This is a genomic window from Vibrio sp. 10N.261.45.E2 (assembly GCF_002875705.1).
In the GTDB taxonomy this organism is placed as follows: Bacteria; Pseudomonadota; Gammaproteobacteria; order Enterobacterales; family Vibrionaceae; genus Vibrio.
Window position 1 is genome coordinate 69,872 of the sequence record NZ_MCZZ01000109.1, and the last position, 20,781, is coordinate 90,652.

19 protein-coding genes are annotated in these 20,781 nt (G+C 44.6%); 6 read left to right on the top strand and 13 right to left on the bottom strand.

Annotated elements, in window-relative coordinates; translation table 11 throughout:
* Positions 1-141 precede the first annotated feature (141 nt).
* A complete protein-coding gene (locus BCT34_RS07410) occupies positions 142-552 on the top strand; it encodes an H-NS family nucleoid-associated regulatory protein (RefSeq protein WP_017060262.1) in 411 nt (136 codons plus the stop codon).
* 194 nt (positions 553-746) lie between these two features.
* Here the strand turns inward: BCT34_RS07410 and BCT34_RS07415 are convergent, their stop codons facing one another.
* Positions 747-2,051, bottom strand: coding sequence for an inosine/guanosine kinase (locus tag BCT34_RS07415; RefSeq protein ID WP_102300455.1), 1,305 nt, complete (start codon positions 2,049-2,051; stop codon positions 747-749).
* Between the two features lie 102 nt (positions 2,052-2,153).
* Positions 2,154-2,423, bottom strand: coding sequence for a hypothetical protein (locus tag BCT34_RS07420; protein ID WP_010439986.1), 270 nt, complete (start codon positions 2,421-2,423; stop codon positions 2,154-2,156).
* A gap of 204 nt (positions 2,424-2,627) precedes the next feature.
* Between BCT34_RS07420 and mnmA the strand changes: the two genes are divergently transcribed.
* The 3 genes from mnmA to purB all read left to right on the top strand — a co-directional run bounded on the left by mnmA (position 2,628) and on the right by purB (position 5,939).
* Positions 2,628-3,764: a tRNA 2-thiouridine(34) synthase MnmA gene (mnmA, locus tag BCT34_RS07425; protein ID WP_017631376.1), complete on the top strand. Its 1,137-nt coding sequence runs from the start codon at positions 2,628-2,630 to the stop codon at positions 3,762-3,764.
* Between the two features lie 43 nt (positions 3,765-3,807).
* Positions 3,808-4,425: a high frequency lysogenization protein HflD gene (gene hflD, locus BCT34_RS07430; protein WP_017060259.1), complete on the top strand. Its 618-nt coding sequence runs from the start codon at positions 3,808-3,810 to the stop codon at positions 4,423-4,425.
* 143 nt (positions 4,426-4,568) lie between these two features.
* Positions 4,569-5,939, top strand: a complete 1,371-nt coding sequence (purB, locus tag BCT34_RS07435) for an adenylosuccinate lyase (RefSeq protein WP_076651000.1) — start codon at positions 4,569-4,571, stop codon at positions 5,937-5,939.
* A gap of 260 nt (positions 5,940-6,199) precedes the next feature.
* Here the strand turns inward: purB and htpX are convergent, their stop codons facing one another.
* On the bottom strand, positions 6,200-7,063 hold the full coding sequence (gene htpX / locus BCT34_RS07440; RefSeq protein ID WP_048609388.1) for a protease HtpX: 864 nt from the start codon (positions 7,061-7,063) through the stop codon (positions 6,200-6,202).
* Positions 7,064-7,340: 277 nt separating this feature from the next.
* On the opposite strand from htpX, the gene BCT34_RS24405 reads away from it, so the two are divergent.
* Positions 7,341-7,508 (top strand): hypothetical protein, encoded by a 168-nt coding sequence (locus BCT34_RS24405; protein WP_165690280.1) that lies wholly within the window; start codon positions 7,341-7,343, stop codon positions 7,506-7,508.
* A 114-nt stretch (positions 7,509-7,622) separates the two neighbouring features.
* On the opposite strand, the gene bioD is transcribed toward BCT34_RS24405, so the two are convergent.
* From bioD to bioB, 4 genes are read right to left on the bottom strand one after another with little or no spacing between them, the layout of a single operon-like run.
* Entirely contained in the window at positions 7,623-8,306 is a 684-nt protein-coding gene (gene bioD, locus BCT34_RS07445; RefSeq protein WP_076650999.1) for a dethiobiotin synthase, read from the bottom strand.
* A complete protein-coding gene (gene bioC, locus BCT34_RS07450) occupies positions 8,303-9,106 on the bottom strand; it encodes a malonyl-ACP O-methyltransferase BioC (protein ID WP_076650998.1) in 804 nt (267 codons plus the stop codon). The genes bioD and bioC overlap by 4 nt, the downstream gene beginning before the upstream one ends.
* The gene (gene bioF / locus BCT34_RS07455; RefSeq protein ID WP_076650997.1) at positions 9,107-10,282 is read right to left on the bottom strand and encodes an 8-amino-7-oxononanoate synthase; all 1,176 of its coding nucleotides are present in this window, start codon (positions 10,280-10,282) and stop codon (positions 9,107-9,109) included.
* Positions 10,269-11,321 carry a biotin synthase BioB gene (gene bioB, locus BCT34_RS07460; RefSeq protein ID WP_076650996.1) on the bottom strand — a complete coding sequence of 351 codons (1,053 nt, stop codon included), beginning with the start codon at positions 11,319-11,321 and terminating at the stop codon, positions 10,269-10,271. Before bioB ends, bioF begins: the two co-directional genes overlap by 14 nt.
* A 162-nt stretch (positions 11,322-11,483) precedes the next feature.
* On the opposite strand from bioB, the gene bioA reads away from it, so the two are divergent.
* A complete protein-coding gene (gene bioA / locus BCT34_RS07465) occupies positions 11,484-12,761 on the top strand; it encodes an adenosylmethionine--8-amino-7-oxononanoate transaminase (RefSeq protein WP_076650995.1) in 1,278 nt (425 codons plus the stop codon).
* Between the two features lie 136 nt (positions 12,762-12,897).
* On the opposite strand, the gene BCT34_RS07470 is transcribed toward bioA, so the two are convergent.
* The 6 genes from BCT34_RS07470 to lrp all read right to left on the bottom strand — a co-directional run bounded on the left by BCT34_RS07470 (position 12,898) and on the right by lrp (position 20,770).
* The gene (locus BCT34_RS07470) at positions 12,898-13,164 is read right to left on the bottom strand and encodes a DksA/TraR family C4-type zinc finger protein (RefSeq protein ID WP_076650994.1); all 267 of its coding nucleotides are present in this window, start codon (positions 13,162-13,164) and stop codon (positions 12,898-12,900) included.
* Positions 13,165-13,399: 235 nt separating this feature from the next.
* Positions 13,400-14,707, bottom strand: coding sequence for a serine--tRNA ligase (gene serS / locus BCT34_RS07475; protein ID WP_010439959.1), 1,308 nt, complete (start codon positions 14,705-14,707; stop codon positions 13,400-13,402).
* 142 nt (positions 14,708-14,849) lie between these two features.
* The gene (locus BCT34_RS07480) at positions 14,850-16,205 is read right to left on the bottom strand and encodes a replication-associated recombination protein A (RefSeq protein WP_241902783.1); all 1,356 of its coding nucleotides are present in this window, start codon (positions 16,203-16,205) and stop codon (positions 14,850-14,852) included.
* Between the two features lie 64 nt (positions 16,206-16,269).
* Complete coding sequence (lolA, locus tag BCT34_RS07485; protein WP_017060248.1) at positions 16,270-16,866, bottom strand: outer membrane lipoprotein chaperone LolA; 597 nt, start codon at positions 16,864-16,866, stop codon at positions 16,270-16,272.
* Positions 16,867-16,941: 75 nt separating this feature from the next.
* Entirely contained in the window at positions 16,942-20,112 is a 3,171-nt protein-coding gene (locus BCT34_RS07490) for a DNA translocase FtsK 4TM domain-containing protein (RefSeq protein WP_076650993.1), read from the bottom strand.
* A 163-nt stretch (positions 20,113-20,275) separates the two neighbouring features.
* Complete coding sequence (lrp, locus tag BCT34_RS07495; protein ID WP_076650992.1) at positions 20,276-20,770, bottom strand: leucine-responsive transcriptional regulator Lrp; 495 nt, start codon at positions 20,768-20,770, stop codon at positions 20,276-20,278.
* Positions 20,771-20,781: the final 11 nt, after the last annotated feature.

Consider the following 20,781-nt stretch of genomic DNA (forward strand, 5'->3'; position numbering starts at 1 on the left):
GATAGAAATAGAGCTGTGAATTTTCAACCATTCATCTCACTTTTATATTTAAATATGTAATAGAAGAAATACTATTTGTTTTATTCCTAGGCTCTGTTTATTATTAGGAGGATTATTTAGTTTACCTTGATGGAAAATATCATGTCTGAATTAACAAAAACTCTATTAAATATCCGCAGCCTTCGTGCGTTCTCACGTGAATTAACTCTTGAGCAACTTGAAGAAGCACTAGACAAGCTGACCATTGTTGTACAAGAGCGTCAAGAGTCTGAAGCTGAAGAACGTGCTGCTAAAGCTGAGCAAGAAGCGAAACTTTCTGCTATTGCTGAACAAATTGCAAAAGACGGAATTGATGTTGCCGATCTTATTGCTGCACTTTCTGGTGAAGCAAAATCTAAAACAACAAAAGCTAAACGCGCTCCTCGCCCAGCGAAATACAAATACGTAGACGCAAACGGCGACGAGAAGACTTGGACAGGTCAAGGCCGTACGCCTTCAGCTATCCAAGAACAGCTAGATGCTGGTAAATCTCTAGAAGAGTTTGCTATCTAAACATTTAGTTTACTTGGCGAGTAATCAATTACACGCTAAGCAATAGAATTAATATTTAAGTCGACCAAAGTATTATTTACGACTTCAATATATTCAGAAACAAAAAAGGCTCCTTTCGGAGCCTTTTTTATATTTATACCATCAGTATTAGAAACAAGCTAAAACTGACAGTACTACTGATTAAAGAAAGTCGCTTATCTTTCCCAGTACGCTTCTTCTAGGCTATCTTCTCTTTCAGGAAGGCCGCGAGATAAACGTGGAGAGTGTTGAACTAACACTTCATAGCTAGCACGGTTTGAATATTTACAAACTTGTGAGAATGAAGAATACGTCAAGAATGAATGCTGGTGCTTACTTGAATTTGGCACGTTTTCTTTGTGGTACTTATTAGCAGCCATATCATGTAATAAAGCTGATAACGCAGCATCACCTGCACCATTGGTGTTTTTGATCTTTTCTGGACCACCCATGTATGGCGCAATGTGCGAGTACACTTTAGTTGGGTTTTCACATAACTCTTTATGGGCAGGACGACTAAATTCAAAACGGTTGAATTCAGCAATTGAACCTGGAAGTAAAGGCAGTGACGTTTCACGCTTAGCTGCATCTTCCGTGTAGCCAGCCATGAATAGGCCAACAGGGCCGGCTGTACATAGAACAAGGTCTACCCACTCTAGTGCTTTATCTGATGCAGCAAGAGGATCGCTTTCACCCGTTAATGCTTCAGCTTCGTCTTCATTCATTGCAACAACCGTTACGTGTTGCTCTAAGAAGTCTTTCCAGAATTCTGGATCGTCTTGAATAACGAATTTAGTACCAAGGGTTAAAACAACGGGTACGTCGTATTTCTTCGCGTATTCGATCGCTTTCATTGTTGCTTCTGGCATAGGATCGCCAGGCTTACAACGAACTAAATAAGCCGTTAATACTAAAGCAGAAGCACTTTTGAAGATTTTTTCAGGAATGCTTTCTGGTTTTAATTGGTTCATTTGTCCTTCGCTAATTGCGAAAGTACGTTCACCATCTTCTGTAATTAATGCAAAGCAGCGACCAATTGCGCCATCTACCCCTTGTAAATGGTTCAGATCCATTCTGCTTGATGTATTACATAAATAGCGGTAACCGTAGCTACCAATCTTAATATCTTGGCTCATTACACCTAACAGTGTTGAACGGTCATCAGCCAGTACTGAATAGTTGTGTAATGTGTTACCAATTGTGCCACCAGCGTATTCATTGGTAATCAGGCACTGATCTTTTAATTCTTGATATAAAGATTCAGCGGCTTCATCACCAATAACCAGTGAATGTCCCTTGCTCAAACCATACTTCTCAATAAGATCAGTACTCACCTTAGCTTCAATATCCACCAAAGTTTGGTCGATACCGATAATATGAGTGCGTGACATTCTTTTGCTGCTTTGAGCTTGGCTCACTAAAGGATCACGAGCGTGAACCGGAAAGTAGTGCTTTGATTTACGTTGTCCAGGGAATTTCATAGGGCTAGTCTAAGTCAAGGGGAAATAGGTGGCGGATTCTACCGCGCTATATTTAACGCGGCAATCTCTCAAACTATAGCAAACGTTTGCTAAAGGTTTTTTTTATTCGCCTTCCATAAAGCTTAAATCAGGCAGCATGCCTAAATGCTCGGCGTAACGTTTTTGATTAAACTCCGCGCCGTTTTTCATCACGTCAAATACTTCAATTGCCAATGCACATGCCATCGCTGCAATGGCCTCTTCGCGAGGAGTACCTGTCATCATTAAACGCATTAGCGTCTCTTTCACTTTCACTGGTTCGCCATCTTCAAGCTGGTTCTCGATGATCTCAATCAGTTCTTCTTCTTGCATAAATTCATTTTGTTCAGACATTTTTTTATCTCAGGTCTTGGATTTCGAGCGACTATGCCACATATACTTCTGACATCCTAGCGACTCACCTCGCTCTCATGCGATTATCTAACAAAGTCAGCGCACTATTTGTGCAAATGAAACTGTGATTCCGGTCTCGGATCTGTCACGGCGTTTCTCTTTCTGTTAGAATCTGCGACCAAGTAATAGTAACGGTGTTTAGACATGTCAGATATCAGCTCTGGAAACAGCGAAAAGAAAGTAATTGTCGGTATGTCCGGCGGTGTAGATTCGTCAGTATCGGCGTATCTTCTTCAGCAACAAGGCTATCAGGTAGAAGGCCTTTTCATGAAAAACTGGGAAGAAGACGATAACGAAGAATACTGCACGGCAGCTGAAGATCTTGCTGATGCTCAAGCGGTATGTGACAAACTAGGTATCCACCTTCACACCATTAACTTTGCTGCAGAATACTGGGACAACGTATTTGAATACTTCCTTGAAGAATACAAAGCAGGCCGTACGCCTAACCCAGATATCCTTTGTAACAAAGAAATCAAATTCAAAGCATTCTTAGAGTTTGCTGATGAAGTACTAGACGCGGACTACATCGCGATGGGTCACTACGTTCGTCGTACTTTCCCAACTCAAGAAGAGCTAGATGCTGGCGTTAAACCAGAAATGCTACGTGGCCTAGACAGCAACAAAGACCAGAGCTATTTCCTATACACGTTAAGCTCAGATCAAGTAGCACGCAGCCTATTCCCTGTTGGCGAACTAGAGAAGCCTGAAGTTCGACGCATTGCTGAAGAGCAAGACTTGATCACAGCGAAGAAAAAAGACTCTACAGGTATCTGCTTTATTGGTGAGCGTAAATTCACTGAGTTCCTAGGCAAATACCTACCAGCACAACCGGGTAACATCGAGACGCCAGAAGGCCAAGTGATTGGTCAACACCAAGGCTTGATGTACCACACACTAGGTCAACGTAAAGGCCTACATATCGGCGGCACCAAAGGCGGCGGCGGTAATGAAGAACCATGGTTTGTTGGTGAAAAAGACCTTAAGCGTAATGTACTTATCGCAGTACAAGGTAAAGACCACCCTCTTCTGAAATCAGAAGGTTTGATCGCTTCTCAACTTCATTGGGTAAATCGCACACCAATTACTGAAGTTATGACATGCACGGTAAAAACACGTTACCGTCAAACAGATATTCCTTGTACAATCATCCCAATTGATGATGAGAACATTAAGGTTATTTTTGATGACCCACAAATCGCTGTGACCCCAGGTCAATCTGCAGTGTTCTACCAAGGCGAAGTATGTCTTGGTGGTGGTATCATCGAAAAGCGCATCTAATCAATCAAACGACAAACGATAGAAGACAACTAGGAGTTACTACGTGGCTAATACACTTTATGACCGTACTATTGCTTTCGCCGGAATTTGCCAAGCTGTGGCTTTGGTTCAACAAGTAGCGAAAGACGGCCATTGTGATAAAGATGCCTTCGAAGCTTCACTCAGTGCCATTTTAAATACCAATCCATCGAATACCGTGGGCGTATTTGGACGTGAAGCGAACCTAAAGCTTGGCCTTGAGTGCTTAGTAAAAGGTATCGATAGTACTCCAGCAGGTAGCGATATCACGCGTTACATCATCAGCTTGATGGCGCTTGAGCGTAAGCTATCTTCTCGCAACGACTCTATGTCTCAGCTTGGCGACCGCATTCAAACTGCAGAACGCCAAACTGAACACTTTGATCTGTTTGACGAGCAAATGATCAGCAACCTTGCAAGTATCTACCTTGATGTCGTCAGCCCTATCGGCCCACGCATTCAGGTTTCTGGTACACCGTCTGTACTTCAACAGACATCGAGCCAACATAAGGTTCGCGCACTGCTTCTATCGGGAATTCGAAGCGCTGTGCTATGGCGTCAAGTTGGCGGCAAACGTCGCCACCTTATCTTCGGCCGTAAGAAGATGATCGAGCAGGCTCAAATCCTACTAGCTCGAATGTAATTTATTAGCTCGCGCCTTGTCGCGAGCTTGTTTTTTGTATCAACACAACTCTCACGCAAACGATTGCGCAATATGCGTGACAATTGAGATTGTTACTGGTATAAACCTCTCAAAATTTAGAAAACTCAATTCAGGAGAACACCATGGAACTGTCAGCATTGACTGCTGTTTCACCAGTAGACGGCCGTTACGGAAGTAAGACTATTGCATTGCGCAGCATCTTTAGTGAGTTTGGACTACTAAAGTACCGCTCTATCGTTGAAATTCGTTGGTTACAAAAGCTTGCAGCAACTGATGCAATCAAAGAAGTACCAGCGTTCAGTGCAGAAGCTAACCAGTTTCTTGATGAACTAGCCGCTAACTTCAGCGAAGAAGACGCTCTGCGTATCAAAGAGATTGAGCGCACAACAAACCACGACGTAAAAGCGGTTGAGTACTTCTTGAAAGAGAAAGTTGCTGGCGTTCCTGAGCTTCACGCAGTTAACGAATTCATTCACTTTGCATGTACTTCTGAAGACATCAACAACACATCTCACGCGCTTATGCTTAAAGAAGCTCGTGATACAGTGATTCTTCCAGAAATTCGTAACGTAATCGATGCTATCAAAGCACTTGCGAACGAATACCGTGATATTCCTCTTCTTTCTCGTACACACGGTCAGCCAGCTTCTCCTTCTACTATGGGTAAAGAAATGGCTAACGTTGCGTACCGTATGGAACGTCAATACAAGCAAATCGAAAGCGTTGAAATCCTAGCGAAAATCAACGGCGCTGTAGGTAACTACAACGCTCACCTTTCTGCATACCCTGAAGTTGAATGGCACCAATTCTCTGAAGAGTTCATCACTGAATCTCTTGGCGTAACTTGGAACCCTTACACAACTCAAATCGAACCTCACGATTACATCGCTGAGCTATTTGATGCAGTTGCACGTTTCAACACAATCCTTCTAGACTTCGACCGTGACGTATGGGGCTACATCGCTCTTGGTCACTTCAAGCAGAAGACTATTGCTGGCGAAATCGGTTCTTCTACAATGCCGCATAAAGTTAACCCAATTGACTTCGAAAACTCTGAAGGCAACCTTGGTCTAGCTAACGCAGTATTTAGCCACCTTGCACAAAAACTTCCAGTTTCTCGCTGGCAACGTGACCTAACTGACTCTACGGTTCTTCGTAACCTAGGTGTTGGTGTTGGCTACGCAATCATTGCATACACTTCAACTCTGAAAGGCATTAGCAAGCTAGAAGTTAACCGTGAAGCGCTACTTGCTGAGCTAGACAAGAACTGGGAAGTTCTAGCTGAACCAGTACAAACAGTAATGCGTCGTTACGGCATCGAGAAGCCATACGAGAAGCTTAAAGAGCTAACTCGTGGTAAGCGTGTAGATGGCGAAGGCATGCGTGCATTCATCGACGGTCTAGAAATCCCTGAAGACGAGAAAATTCGCCTAAAAGAGATGACTCCAGCGAACTACATCGGTCAAGCAATTGAGCTAACTGACAAGCTGTAAGATTCGAATTTCGAATCTCAGAATAGACTAAGGCTTCCCATGTGGAAGCCTTTTTATTGCGTAGAACAAAGGTCCCGAACGATACTCCAAGCAAAGCAACAGCAATGATTCAAATCTGACTTCTCCTACTCTCCTCCCCCATTCAGATACTGCAAATCACATTAGAAAAACATCCTTGAACGCTAAGATCAAAAAAGGCCGCCCGAAGGAAGCCTTTAGAATACATATTGCCGCTTAACGACAGCAGCTTATGCTAGATATTACATGTTACGTAGAGAAGCAATACGCTTATCTAGCGGTGGGTGGCTCATTAGTAGTTCAGTAAGAGATTTCTTACCGTTAATGCCAAACGCCATCATAGAACCTTCTAGTTGTGGCTCGTGGCTCACTTTTAGACGCTCTAGCGCTGCAATCATCTTCTCTTTACCTACCAAGTGCGCAGCACCTGCATCGGCATGGAATTCACGATGACGGCTGTACCACATCGTAATGAAGCTTGCCAAGAAACCAAACACCAACTCCAGCACCATAGACACACCGAAGTACACCATCATGTTGCTGCCACCTTCTTCCTCATTGTCATTCGACGCAACAATGTTGGCGATAAAACGAGATAGGAAGATAACGAACGTGTTCACAACACCCTGCATTAGAGTCATGGTCACCATGTCACCATTCGCGATGTGGCTAACTTCGTGAGCTAATACCGCTTCAGCTTCGTCACGCGTCATACTGTGCAGAAGACCCGTTGATACTGCGACCAATGAATCATCACGCTTAGCGCCCGTTGCAAATGCGTTGATGTCTGGCGAATCGTAGATCGCCACTGTTGGCATACCAATACCAACTTGTTGAGCTTGACGGCTTACCGTTTCCATCAACCAATGTTCTGTTTCGTTACGTGGGCTTTCAATGACCATGCCGCCTACTGAACGTAGCGCCATTTTCTTTGACATCATTAATGAAATGAATGAGCCGCCAAAACCAAATACCGCAGCCATCACCAATAAGCCTGAGAGGCTACCGGGTTGCATACCTGTGACTGCGTATACAATATTAAGAACAACACTTAGTACCAATACAACCGCTAGGTTGGTTGCAAGGAACAACATTACTCGCTTCATTACTTATCTCCGCATGAAAGCTGTTTTTATAAAACTTATTGTTATGGACAAGGCAGACAGCAATAGATTCCAACCTTGAAGACTTATACTTACTTATACATATAGTCTTAGATTAAGAAAACAAGGTTAAGCATTAAATTGCAACATTTGATTACGAGACCATATCCGAATTAAGCCTATCCTATTAGACCTAAGTCGTATGGTGTCGAAATAACAATCCGTTTACAGTGACATCAGATGATTTATGGGCTGGTCCATGTACAAAAAGGGAAGAATCATGGTTGAAGGTACTAACACTCAAATGGCTATCGATTTACTGTGCTGTCACCTAGGGATTACTGAAGAAGAAGCGAAAAAGCAGATCGGAACCCTAACACCGCAAACGGCACAGACAAAAATGACTGAAACACAGCAAGCACTAATGGGACTGACAAAAGAACATTGATCCTGAGCTTGTTAGATTAAAAGGCTAATTATTTATAAACTAATGGCCAATGGCTTAACATAGCAAAAGGGCTGCAATCGCAGCCCTTTTCTTGTTTAACGCATAACTTGAAACTTAAAGATCAAGCAATGGCTGTACATTAATGTACTTACCAATGTTCTTAGACTTGGCTTTCGGCACGTAAGGGATTTCTCCTAGCTTTGGTGCACCTAGCTTATCTTCAAGCATCGCAATAATATCTGCATAGTGCTCAGTACCTGGATTGATACGGTTTGCTACCCAACCTACTAGGTTTAGACCATCTGCTCGGATCGCTTCTGCCGTTAATAGAGCGTGGCTCAAACAACCCAGCTTAATACCCACTGTCAGCACAACCGGAAGTTGTTCTTTCTTAACCCAACTAGACAGGTATTCGTCGTCAGAAACAGGGACACGCCAACCACCAGCGCCTTCCACTAATACGATATCAGAGTTTTGCTTATGCTCTTCTAACTTCGCTGATAACACCGCTTCATCAATCACAACACCGTCGTGCTTTGCCGCGATATGAGGTGATGACGGTAGCAACAGTGCGTACGGGTTTACGTTCTCGTAAGCAATATCTTGTGTCGCGGCTTCTTGAAGATGCAGAGCATCGCTATTACGTAAACCTTCAGGGTATTTCTCACACCCTGCAGCAACTGGTTTGTAACCAATTGTCGATAAATCTTGTGCAGCCAAAGCTTGAAGAATCGCTTTTGAAACCACAGTTTTTCCCACTTCGGTATCCGTACCTGCAATAAATAATGCATCAATCATAATTGAATAACCCCTAAACAAACTTGATATGTTGCTGGCAAGAAACCTTGATGGTTTTTAAACTCTCGATATTCCCGTTCAACAAGCTGCAGCATGCGTCGACTTGTCAAACCTTGTGAGCGACCACTTACGTGATTAGCGCCGATGCCTTTAAGGTCGCGCATCAGTTCAAACGCAGTGTCGTACCAAACGGTGATGGTGGGCAAGTCTAGTTGATGAACCTTACAGCTAGATTGCGCTAACGCAATTTTTACCTGATTGATTGTAATAAAATGGTTAACGTGTTGATGTGCGTCAATTTTGGACCATGACTTTTTCAACTCAAACAGTGACCCATCAAGCAAAGTTGAGAAAATAACACGCCCACCAACCGCCGTAACACGCTTCATCTCTCTCAAAGGCAACGACAAATCATCACACCATTGCAACGCAAGGCTAGAAAATACAACATCAAAACTTCCATTTTCAAATGGCAATTGTTCGGCATCGGCTTGTTGATATAAAGAGACTGCTGAGCCGCAACGTTGCTTGGACTTCTCAAGCATTCCAATCGAGAGATCCGCACATGTGACGTTAGCGCCACGTTTGACTAACTGCTCAGAAAAGTAGCCGGTCCCACAGCCCAAATCGAGAACCTTTAGACCAAATAGATCGCTCGGCAGCTTATCTAGTAACCGGTGGCCAACATCACGCTGAAACTCGGCGTGTTTATCATAGGTGGTTGCCGCTTTACCAAAAGCTTCGGCAATTGCACTTTTGTCTTGGCCTACGTAATGATGCACTACTGCTTCTTGTGACATTTACTGAGCCTCTTTCCTTAATGCTAAGCTGGATTCAATCGCTTGTTGCAGCGAACTGGTTAACTGAAGAACCTGATTTTGAGTGTGATTAGCGGTTAACGTCACTCGTAAGCGAGCGGTCCCAACAGGCACGGTTGGTGGTCTTATCGCTGTAACCCATAGCTGATTACGCTTCAACTCTTCTGCAATAGATAACGCAGCTTGTGCTTCACCTACTACAAATGGCTTAATTGGTGTTTGGGTATCAACAAAACCTTTTATCCCGTTCATTTGCTCTGCATAGAGAGCGCCTAAATCGGTTAGTTTCTCACGTCGCCACTCTTGAGTTTGAATCATCTGGCATGCATGAGACAAAGCCACTGCCTGCGAGGGTGGCATTGCTGTTGAATACACATGATGACGAGCAAACTGAGTTAAGTAGTCGCCTACCTCTGCTGAACACAAAACCGCAGCACCAGATAGGCCAAATGCTTTACCAAAGGTCACCACCAAGATATCAGGCGTTATTTGCGCGGCACTGCAGCTCCCTGCCCCTTTATCACCCAATACACCAATACCGTGGGCATCATCAACGGCGAGCCAACTGTCGTATTGATTGGTCAAGTTAGATATTTGATTGAGGGGCGCTTGGTCGCCATCCATGCTGAACACGCCTTCCGTCACGACCAGTGACTGTGGGGAGCGACTTAATAGCGACTCGAGATGTGGCGTGTCGTTATGCTTAAAGCGTTTCATGGTTGCAGGTGAATGCATCCCAGCTTCCATTAAAGAGGCATGGTTAAGTTTGTCTTGCAACAAAGAGTCATCTTTTTCGAGCAGAGAAAACAACAAGGCTTGATTAGCACTGAAACCAGAGCTAAAGAGAATGGCACGTTCGAAGCCAAGCCATTCACACAGCTGAACCTCTAAATTTCGGTGGGCAGGGCTAAAGCCCGTAACCAATGGCGATGCTGCACTTCCGGCGCCATATTGGGAAAGCCCTGTTTGCCATGCATCGACCAATTCAGGATCGTTCGCCAAGCCTAAGTAATCATTGCTCGAAAAGTTGATGAAGTTAGAACCTTCGCTAGTGAGCAAAGGACCATTGCTGTTTTCAAGTACCTTGAGTTGGCGAGTTAACCCTTGCTCGCGACGATGAGCAAGGGCACTTTTGATTCGAGATTTAAACAGTGGCATCGTAGAACATGTCATCTTTCGTAGGGCGAGCCGCGACGCGCTCCACCACTTGATCTAACAGTTCGTTTTCTTGAATTTCGTCAGGCTTTTGAGCCACTTGTTGGCTGTTGATCCCCAACTTTTTGAATAGCTGCATGTCTGTGTCTTCGTCAGGGTTTGGCGTAGTCAGTAGCTTACAACCGTAAAAGATAGAGTTTGCACCCGCCATGAAACACATCGCTTGCATCTGTTCGTTCATGTTCTCGCGACCTGCAGATAAACGAACTGCAGATTTAGGCATCATGATACGAGCAATCGCAATCAATTTAATGAAATCAAAAGACTCAACATCATCAACATTTTCCATTGGTGTGCCTTTCACTTTCACAAGCATGTTGATTGGCACACTTTCAGGATGGACAGGAAGGTTCGCTAGCTCTACAAGTAGGCCTGCACGGTCATTGGTGCTTTCGCCCATACCTATGATGCCACCAGAACAGATCTTCATTCCTGCATCACGTACATGAGATAAGGTATCTAAACGATCTTGGTAAGTACGAGTGGTAATGATGCTGCCGTAGAATTCAGGTGACGTATCAAGGTTGTGGTTGTAGTAGTCCAAGCCTGCGTCTGCTAATTCACCCGCTTGATCTGGCGTTAACATGCCCAGTGTCATACAAGTTTCTAAGCCCATACCTTTCACACCTTTGATCATGTCAGTCAGGTGAGGCATGTCACGCTCTTTCGGGTTTTTCCATGCTGCGCCCATGCAGAAACGAGTTGAGCCCGCATTCTTGGCTTTTTGCGCCGCATCCAAAACACGCTCGACTTCCATTAAGCGTTCTTTGTCGACATCCGTTCGGTAGTGAGCACTTTGAGGGCAGTACTTGCAATCTTCAGGGCAAGCACCTGTCTTTATCGATAAAAGCGTACTCACCTGCACGTGGTTGTGCTCTTGGTACTGTCTATGAACGACTTGAGCTTCAAACATTAAATCCATAAACGGTTTTTCAAGCAGCGCTGTTACTTCAGCAACTGTCCAGTCATGACGAACTTCCACGTGTCGATCCTTTTTTTTATTTTTTTGATGTTACAACTCTGCGTCTAGAGTTTGCATTTATGCTTGGCTAGTCTACCGACAAGCTTTAGACTGTCAACACATTGATAATATCAAAAGTTTACATCTGGTTATTTTTTAATCACACCAAGAATGGAAGTTACTATGGATCTCGCCTTTGATCGCCAGCATATCTGGCATCCCTACACATCAACGTTAACACCTCTGACCTGCTATCCAGTCACCAACGCAGACGGTGTTTACCTAGAATTAGAAGGCAGAAAACGAATTATTGATGGTATGTCATCTTGGTGGTCAACCATCCACGGCTACAATCACCCTGAGCTAAATGCTGCAGCTCACAGTCAAATCGATAAAGTTTCACACGTTATGTTTGGCGGTATCACCCACCAGCCTGCTATCGATTTGTGTAAAAAGCTTTTGAATCTCGCGCCAGATAATCTCGAACATGTATTTTTGGCCGATTCAGGGTCAGTAGCCGTAGAGGTTAGCCTCAAGATGGCTCTTCAATACTGGCATGCCAAAGGGCAACCTCGTTCGAAGTTCCTCACGCTCAGAGATGGCTACCACGGTGATACCTTTGCTGCGATGTCGGTTACCGACCCTGATAACTCGATGCACAGCCTCTATAAAGGTTTTCTGCCGGAACACATTTTCGCTGATTCACCAAAAACTGGCTTTTGGGATAAGTGGGACGCCAAAGACATTGATAGCTTTCGCGAAAAGTTGACCGCACACCATGAAGAAATCGCTGCCGTTATTCTAGAGCCAATTGTTCAAGGCGCTGGCGGTATGCGCATCTACCACCCTGAGTTCCTAAAACAGGTTCGATTACTGTGTGATGAATTCAACGTATTGCTGATATTGGATGAGATTGCGACCGGATTTGGCCGCACAGGGAAATTGTTCGCCTGTGAGCATGCCGATGTTCAACCGGATATTTTATGCGTAGGCAAGGCTTTAACTGGCGGCTATATGACACTGTCAGCAACACTTGCCAGTAAAGAAGTCGCAGACACAGTATGTGGCGGTGAAGCGGGCTGCTTTATGCACGGACCAACCTTCATGGGGAACCCATTGGCTTGCGCAGTCGGTGCGGCAAGCTTGTCGATCATAGAGCGAGGCGATTGGCAAAATCAGACTCAACAGATCGGACAGCTCTTCTCTGAATTACTGCCACCTTTACGAGAGCATGATCTTGTAAAAGACGTACGCTGGCTAGGTGCGATTGGCGTTGTTGAAACGCACACACCTATCGATATGGAAACCATTCAAGCTCATTTTGTTGAGCAAGGTGTTTGGATTCGTCCGTTCGGAAGGTTAATTTATATGATGCCTCCGTTTATTAGCGAACCACAACATATTGAGCAATTGGTCGCTGCTATCGACACTGCATTACAAAATGCTCATTGCTTTAAATAGTCATTAAATAATGCGCTTATTGTTCTGAACAAGAGCGATGATTATTTCTATATATCTTCAATAATAAATCACTTAATTAAGCTTAAAGGCCTTACATAAAAGTAAGGCCATTACTGTTTTGAAGGTAACCGTCAGTTTAACGTAATTGGCTATCTTTACTTGCTCGACGGTTAAACAATGAATGTCGATGTGCGTCATGCTCTAATATTGACTGACATTCGATACACAAACGAACGCCTTTGATCGCAAGACGTCTTTGTTCTGGTATCTCATCACCGCATTCATCACAATAAAGTAAGCTCTCACCACCTCGAAGGTTTCCTCTTACACGAGAGATCTCATCATCAATGGTATTTTGTATTTGCTGGCTGACACTATCGTCTCCAGCCCATCCTACGGCCATAAGCCCTCCTCTGTACATAAACGAGAAAATCTTTACCTACCGCGGTAAGAGGACATTATAGCCAAATTACAATTAAGTAATAATATACAAAAATAATAAAACACTATTACTTTTTGGTAATAATATTTAGGTAAAAGTAGTCAAAGAACACACCAATATATTTTTCAGATAATAAAAAACCCAGCCAATAAGCTGGGTTTTCAATAATTTATGAACTCACTAAATCGTCGAACGATTAACCGATGTGCGTTACGCCGCCCATGTATGGTTGAAGTACTGCTGGGATAGCAATGCGGCCGTCAGCTTCTTGGTTATTCTCAAGAATCGCAACCATAGTACGACCAACAGCAAGACCAGAACCGTTTAGTGTGTGTACAAGCTCAGGTTTCTTCTCGCCTTTACGACGGAAACGAGCTTGCATACGACGCGCTTGGAAATCCCACATGTTTGAGCAAGAAGAAATCTCACGGTAAGTCTCTTGTGCTGGAACCCATACTTCTAAGTCGTAAGTTTTCGCAGAACCGAAGCCCATGTCACCCGTACATAGAATCACTTTACGGTAAGGAAGCTCTAGAAGTTGAAGTACTTTCTCAGCGTGACCAGTTAGCTCTTCAAGCGCTGCCATTGAGTCTTCTGGTTTAGTGATTTGTACTAATTCAACTTTGTCGAATTGGTGCATACGGATAAGACCACGAGTGTCACGACCGTAAGAACCCGCTTCAGAACGGAAACATGGCGTGTGAGCTGTCATCTTAAGTGGCAGTTCAGCTTCATCAGTAATAGTGTCACGAACCATGTTCGTTACCGGTACTTCTGCAGTAGGGATAAGCGATAGCGTCTTAAGAGGTACGTCACTTACTTGCTCAGTTAGTGGGCTTGTGTGGAACAAGTCTTCACCGAACTTAGGAAGTTGACCAGTACCGTAAAGGCTATCGTGGTTCACTAGGTACGGTACGTACATTTCTGTGTAGCCGTGCTCATCAGTGTGAAGATCCAGCATGAACTGAGCAATTGCACGGTGTAGACGTGCAAATTTACCTTTCATCACGATGAAACGAGAACCAGAGATTTTAACTGCGCTAGCAAAATCAAGACCGCCAGACATTTCGCCAAGATCTACATGATCTTTCACTTCAAAGTCGTAAGTCTTAGGTTGACCCCAACGAGAAACTTCTACGTTGTCGTCTTCATCTTTACCATCTGGCACTTCTGCATCAGGTAGGTTAGGAATAGACATTGTGATCGTTTCTAGCTCAGATTGAAGATCAGCCAATGCTACTTTAGCTTGGTCTAGTTCTGCGCCTAAGTTGCCTACTTCTGCAAGGATACGCTCAGCTTCTTCATGGTCGCCTTTTGCTTTCGCTTGACCAATGGACTTCGATCGAGAGTTACGTAACGCTTGTAGCTCTTCAGTTTTCATCTGAAGGGACTTACGTTTTTCTTCAAGTTCACGAATTGTCTCTACATCAAGGGTGAAGCCTCGACGTGCTAATTTTGCCGCTGTTTCATCCAGCTCAGCTCGAAGTAATTTAGAATCCAGCATTGCTAATCCTATGCTTTAGTTATTTGAATATTCAGTAGTTTGCTACTGAATCACTGCTAAACCCCTAAAACTGGTGCTATTTCGACCAATTTATAACGATTTAATTGAAATTTTATGACTAGGTAACGATATCCAAAAAAGACTACTTTTCATAGCGTTTTTGTGGGCTTTTTGCGTCCAAATCCGCCAGATAATCTAGCTTCTCGCCAATTTTGGTTTCTAAGCCTCGTTTTGTTGGGAAATAGTATTGCTTCTCTCCCATTTCAGGTGGCAGATATTTTTCGCCAGCCGCGTAGGCACCAGGTTCGTCATGAGCATAACGGTATTCTTGCCCGTAGCCCATGTCCTTCATCAAAGTTGTTGGTGCATTTCGTAAATGATGAGGCACTTCATATTCCGGTAGGTTGTGTGCGTCCGTTAAGGCTTGCTTCCAAGCGGTATAAACGGCATTACTCTTTGGTGCACACGCGAGATAGACTACCGCCTGTGCAATCGCACGCTCACCTTCCGCAGGGCCAATACGCGTAAAGCAATCCCAAGCCGACATCGCAACCTGCATAGCACGAGGATCAGCATTACCAATATCTTCAGAAGCAATCGCCAGTAAGCGTCTAACGATATACAGAGGGTCGCAACCCGCCGCGATCATTCTTGCCGACCAATACAACGCGGCATCAGGGTTTGAACCACGAATCGATTTATGAACGGCAGATATTAGGTCGTACCAAATATCGCCCTTGTTATCAAAGCGAGCGACTTTTTCACCAGCGACCTCAGCCAACAACTGCAAGGTGATCGCTTTCTCGCCTTTATCGTTGTCTTCTGCCATGTCATACAGCAACTCAAGATAGTTGAGCGACATACGTGCATCACCGTTCACTAGCTCAGCTAAACGATCCAAAACGTTGTCAGCAAAGTCGGCTGGCACATCACCTAATCCGCGCTGCTTGTCTTCAACCGCTTGGCGAATAACAAGGGAGATGTCGTCAGTATTTAGAGAAGTTAGCTTGTAGACACGCGCACGTGACAACAAAGCGTTGTTCAATTCAAAAGAAGGATTTTCTGTGGTCGCGCCAATAAAGGTGACCGTGCCATCTTCAATATGAGGTAGAAAGGCATCTTGCTGACTTTTGTTGAAGCGATGGACCTCATCCACAAACAGGATTGTTCTGCGCCCTGCTTGTTTGTTTTCTCGCGCTTTCTCAATGGCGATACGAATGTCTTTCACACCCGATGTTACCGCTGATACGCGCTCAACTTCAGCATTGGCATAGTTTGCTGCCACTTCTGCGAGTGTCGTTTTACCGGTGCCCGGAGGCCCCCATAGAATCATGGAGTGGATATGGCCCGCTTCCAATGCTCTGCGAAGGGGTTTCCCTGGGCCCAATATATGCTGCTGACCGATGTACTGTTCGACAGTTTCAGGTCTCATACGAGCAGCAAGGGGACGAAAATCTTCGTCCCCTGCAAAATCTAAGCTGTAATTACTCAATTGCAATCTCTTGATTCGTTGATGGCATTAATGCCTATCGACGTACTACCAAACGATCTGCTTGTTTAGATCAGTTTCTTTGGTCGTCGACCTCGACACCTTCCGGCGCCACAAAAGTAAAGCGGTCTGCTGCTGGTTTACCTAAGTCAACATTGCTAAAGGTAAACTCACCTTTTTGGCCATCTTGTTCAATCACATTAAAGCCCTGAACAATGCCCTTTTCAGTGATATTAATCTGGAAGTCACCCTGATTTGAATCGACCGCGGTTGGCGTTAGCGTAAATTGATTACCTGTTTGCGCCACATTGTAGTTATCCCAATCGCTTTCTTGGTTGCGTGTAAGCAAAACAAAAGGTGTTTGTGATGTCGCTTGCTCTTGCCAATAAATGCTTACTTGCTCGATGAAGGGGCTGTAGTACCACAAGCTTTGGCCATCAGATACCAACAAGTTTTCATCAGGGAAAGTGGTTTCCCAACGGAATAAGCTTGGGCGTGCAATCTCTACCGTGCCCTCGCCTTCCATGACAACATCGCCATCAGGGCTGGTCACGACTTGTTTAAAGTCAGCACTAAAGCCTGCGTTCAATGCCAAACGGCTACTCAACTCTTCTTTCGGAGAAGCAAACACTGAGAAGCTCATAAATAAAAGTGCGAATACTTTTTTCATCAATAATCCTGTTAGAACATAAGTCGGTCATATTTTCGATTTGACCGACTTAATGGGTATGAGTTCCTAGTGGAACTAATCTTTTGGTGGCGCTGGTGCCAAGACTTCTCGGTTACCGTTATGGCCTGGAGCACTCACAATACCTTGAGCTTCAAGTTGCTCGACAATACGTGCAGCACGGTTGTAGCCAATCTTGAATCGACGCTGTACGCCTGAAACTGAACCACGACGTGAATGAACAACGTGTTCTACCACTTGATCAAACAGAGGATCGACCTCTTCATCACCTTCCATCTTCTCACCCGGAAGCAAGGTTTCTGGGGTTTGTTCGCCGTTAGTGATCTCATCAATATAGTTTGGCTTACCACGCGCTTTCCAGTTATTCACAACTGCGTGTACATCATCATCAGATGCAAAGGCACCGTGAACACGAGTTGTATGACTAGAGCCCGGTGGCAAGTAAAGCATATCACCCATGCCCAATAGTGATTCCGCACCACCTTGGTCAAGGATAGTTCTTGAATCCGTTTTGGTTGATACCGTAAAGGCCACACGGGTTGGAATGTTCGCTTTGATAAGGCCGGTAATAACATCCACCGAAGGACGTTGCGTCGCTAGGATCAAGTGAACACCCGCCGCACGTGCTTTTTGTGCCAAACGTGCGATCAGTTCTTCAACCTTCTTACCGACCACCATGATTAGGTCGGCAAACTCATCAACGATAACCACAATGTAAGGCAGCTTCTCAAGCAATGGTGCTTCAGGGTCCATGCTGTCGCCCGGCTTCCACAGTGGATCGTGAATTGGGTGACCCGCTTCCGCAGCCATCTTAAGCTTATCGTTGTAACCTTTAATGTTACGAACGCCTAACGCTGACATCAGCTTATAACGGCGTTCCATCTCGCCAACACACCAACGAAGGGCGTTCGACGCATCTTTCATGTCGGTTACCACTTCAGACAATAGATGAGGGATGCCTTCGTAAACCGATAACTCAAGCATTTTCGGGTCGATCATGATGAATCGAACATCTTCCGGTGATGCTTTGTAAAGCATACTCAGAATCATTACGTTCACACCTACCGACTTACCAGAACCGGTTGTACCAGCAACCAGAACGTGAGGCATTTTCGATAGATCAGCAATGACCGCTTCACCTGCGATGTCTTGTCCTAGAACCACTGTCGTCGGCGATTTCGCTTCTTGGAACTGAGGGCTAGCAACCACATCTGAGAAGAATACCGTTTGACGACTCATGTTCGGCAGCTCTAAGCCAACATAAGGTTTACCCGGAATCACCTCTACAACACGTACAGCCAATGCAGAGAGCGAACGAGCCAAGTCCATAGAAAGGCCAGAAATACGGCTCACTTTCACGCCTGGAGCAAGATCCAGCTCGAATCGAGTGATTACTGGACCTGGGAAAATATCAACCACATCTGCCTTGATCTTATAGTCCGCTAGCTTAGATTCAACAAGGCGAGCAATCGCTTCTAGTGCATCACGGTCAATAAAGGTTTCACGCTTTTCAGGGTGGAATAACAATTCAAGCGTTGGTAATGGCTCAGCAGGTTTCGGTAAATTAACATCTTGTTGAACCAAGAACGGGTTCTGCGCCGCTGCCATATTCGCTTGTGCTTCAGAAACAATGCTTTGGAATGCGGCGACATCCTGATCTTGATGCGAAGGTTCTTCTTCCGTTACTTCTTCCCAAGGAAGATCAACAGCTGGTTCTTGGCTTTGTGCTGTTGGCTGTTCAGGCTCTGAATGTTCTTCTTGATAAGAGAAAGGTTCAAATTGCTCATCCGCTAATTCTGCATCAGCTTGCTCGGTTTCAGTCTGCTGAGCGAAAACCTGTTCGTCAGTCTGTTCTTCCGTTACATCAAATGGTGAAGCTTGTGCAGAGAAATCGTCTTCCACAGTTGCTTCTGGCTCACCCATTGGTGAAGCGTATAGAGATTCTGGCTGAACATCTTCAACATCGACTTCATTCGTTACTTCTGGCGAGCTATTGTTCTCTGGTTCTGTACTTTCAAGAGCCGTATCAGTAGAGGTAACGTCTTGTTGCTCATTCTGCATGTATTGCTGATACGCGATTTGAGATTCATGCGCATCAACCTGCTCTTGCTCCGCAAGGTCACCTTCATACATAGCGGCGTTTTCTAGCTGCTCTATCGTTGCATTCAACTGCTTCGAACGCTCAATACCTTCTTCTAATGGTTCTTCTGGCGCTTGGTAAACAGGCGCTGCAGGGATCGGTTGCTCTGGCTCAATTACAGCTTGAGGCTGAACCCGATGTTCCTCCTGAACAGAAACATTTTGCTTCGCAGGAGCTTCTTGTTTCGCAGGAGCATCGACTGGCATGTGAATATTGTAATGACGCTTCGGCGATGCAGCATTATCTAACGCATTTGTAGCCACGCTTGAAGAATCATTAGTCGCGGAAAAGCTCATCACCGGATCGAGTGGATCATGCTCTCTTGATTCTTTGTTATCTTCTAGAGCAGGAGCATCACGGTAAGTTGACTCTTGATGACGATCTTCGATTAAATCACGGTCTGCTGATTCTCTTAACTGAGGCTCAAGTAACTCTTGCTCTTGGCCACGAGCCTTATTAACAGCAGATGTGAAGAATTTGATGGCACATTCACCCAACCATTCCACAATGCTTAACCAAGAAATACCGGTTAATAGAGTAAAGCCAGCACCCCATAAGAAAAGAAGGACTAACGTACTACCAAGAACATTCAACGTCGGAAGTGCAAGGCTTGTTAAGACGTCGCCCACTACGCCACCTGATGAAAAGTACCAGATGTCGTCAAAGTTGATATCCGCTAGACCACAGCTAGTAAGGATTAGGATCGTCAGGCCGAGTAAGCGAGTGCCCCACAGCATGAAGTCGATCTGCTCGTCTTCATTACGCTTGCGGAATAATACCCACGCAGCAACCGTCACTAAGATAGGCAAAGGGTAAGCCAAAGAACCAAATACGAAGAAAAGCGTATCCGCCAACCAAGCACCTAGGTAGCCACCCGCATTTTGAATGTCACCACCCCACGCCGTTTGCGACCATGATGGGTCTGCAGGACTAAAAGTTAATAACGCAACGGCAAGTAGAATAGAGAAGAGAACACCGAGAATCAGACTGCACTCTTTGAGACGTTGAGAACCACTCAAACGAGGAGACTGAGGCTCTTCACTCGTTTTAATGATTGTTTCTACTTTATTACTGCTCTGCTTGAACATAAACCAACTTAATAATTAAACGGGATAAAAACATCTCGAGCGGCAAAAGCCGCTCTTTTCAATGAAACTACTGTTGATTTAACCATATCAAACAGAAAAACCCAATTCCAGAAAGCAAGAAAGCGGAACAAATGTCCGCTTTCTTTCATTTCACCAATTGTGACTAACGAGTTTTAATCACAAGTTGATTGGTTTTTTTCACTTCTTCCATTACTACGTAAGTTCGAGTGTCGTTTACGCCTGGTAGACGAAGTAACGTATCACCCAGTAGCTTACGGTAAGCACCCATATCAGATACACGTGTTTTTAGAAGATAGTCAAAATCACCCGACACTAAATGACACTCTTGGATGTCATCCAGTTTCTGCACAGCGGTGTTGAATTGTTCGAACACATCTGGCGCACCACGGTTCAATGTAATTTCAACAAACACTAAAAGTGAAGCATCAAGATACTGTGGGTTCAGCAACGCTGTGTACCCAGTAATGTAACCTTGACGTTCTAAACGACGAACACGTTCAAGACATGGAGTCGGAGAAAGTCCTACTCGTTTTGAGAGTTCAACGTTTGAGATACGACCGTCTTTTTGCAACTCATTAAGAATGTTGCGGTCAATACGATCTAGTTCCTTGGACGGCTTCTTATAATTGTCTGCCATTTTTTATTCCA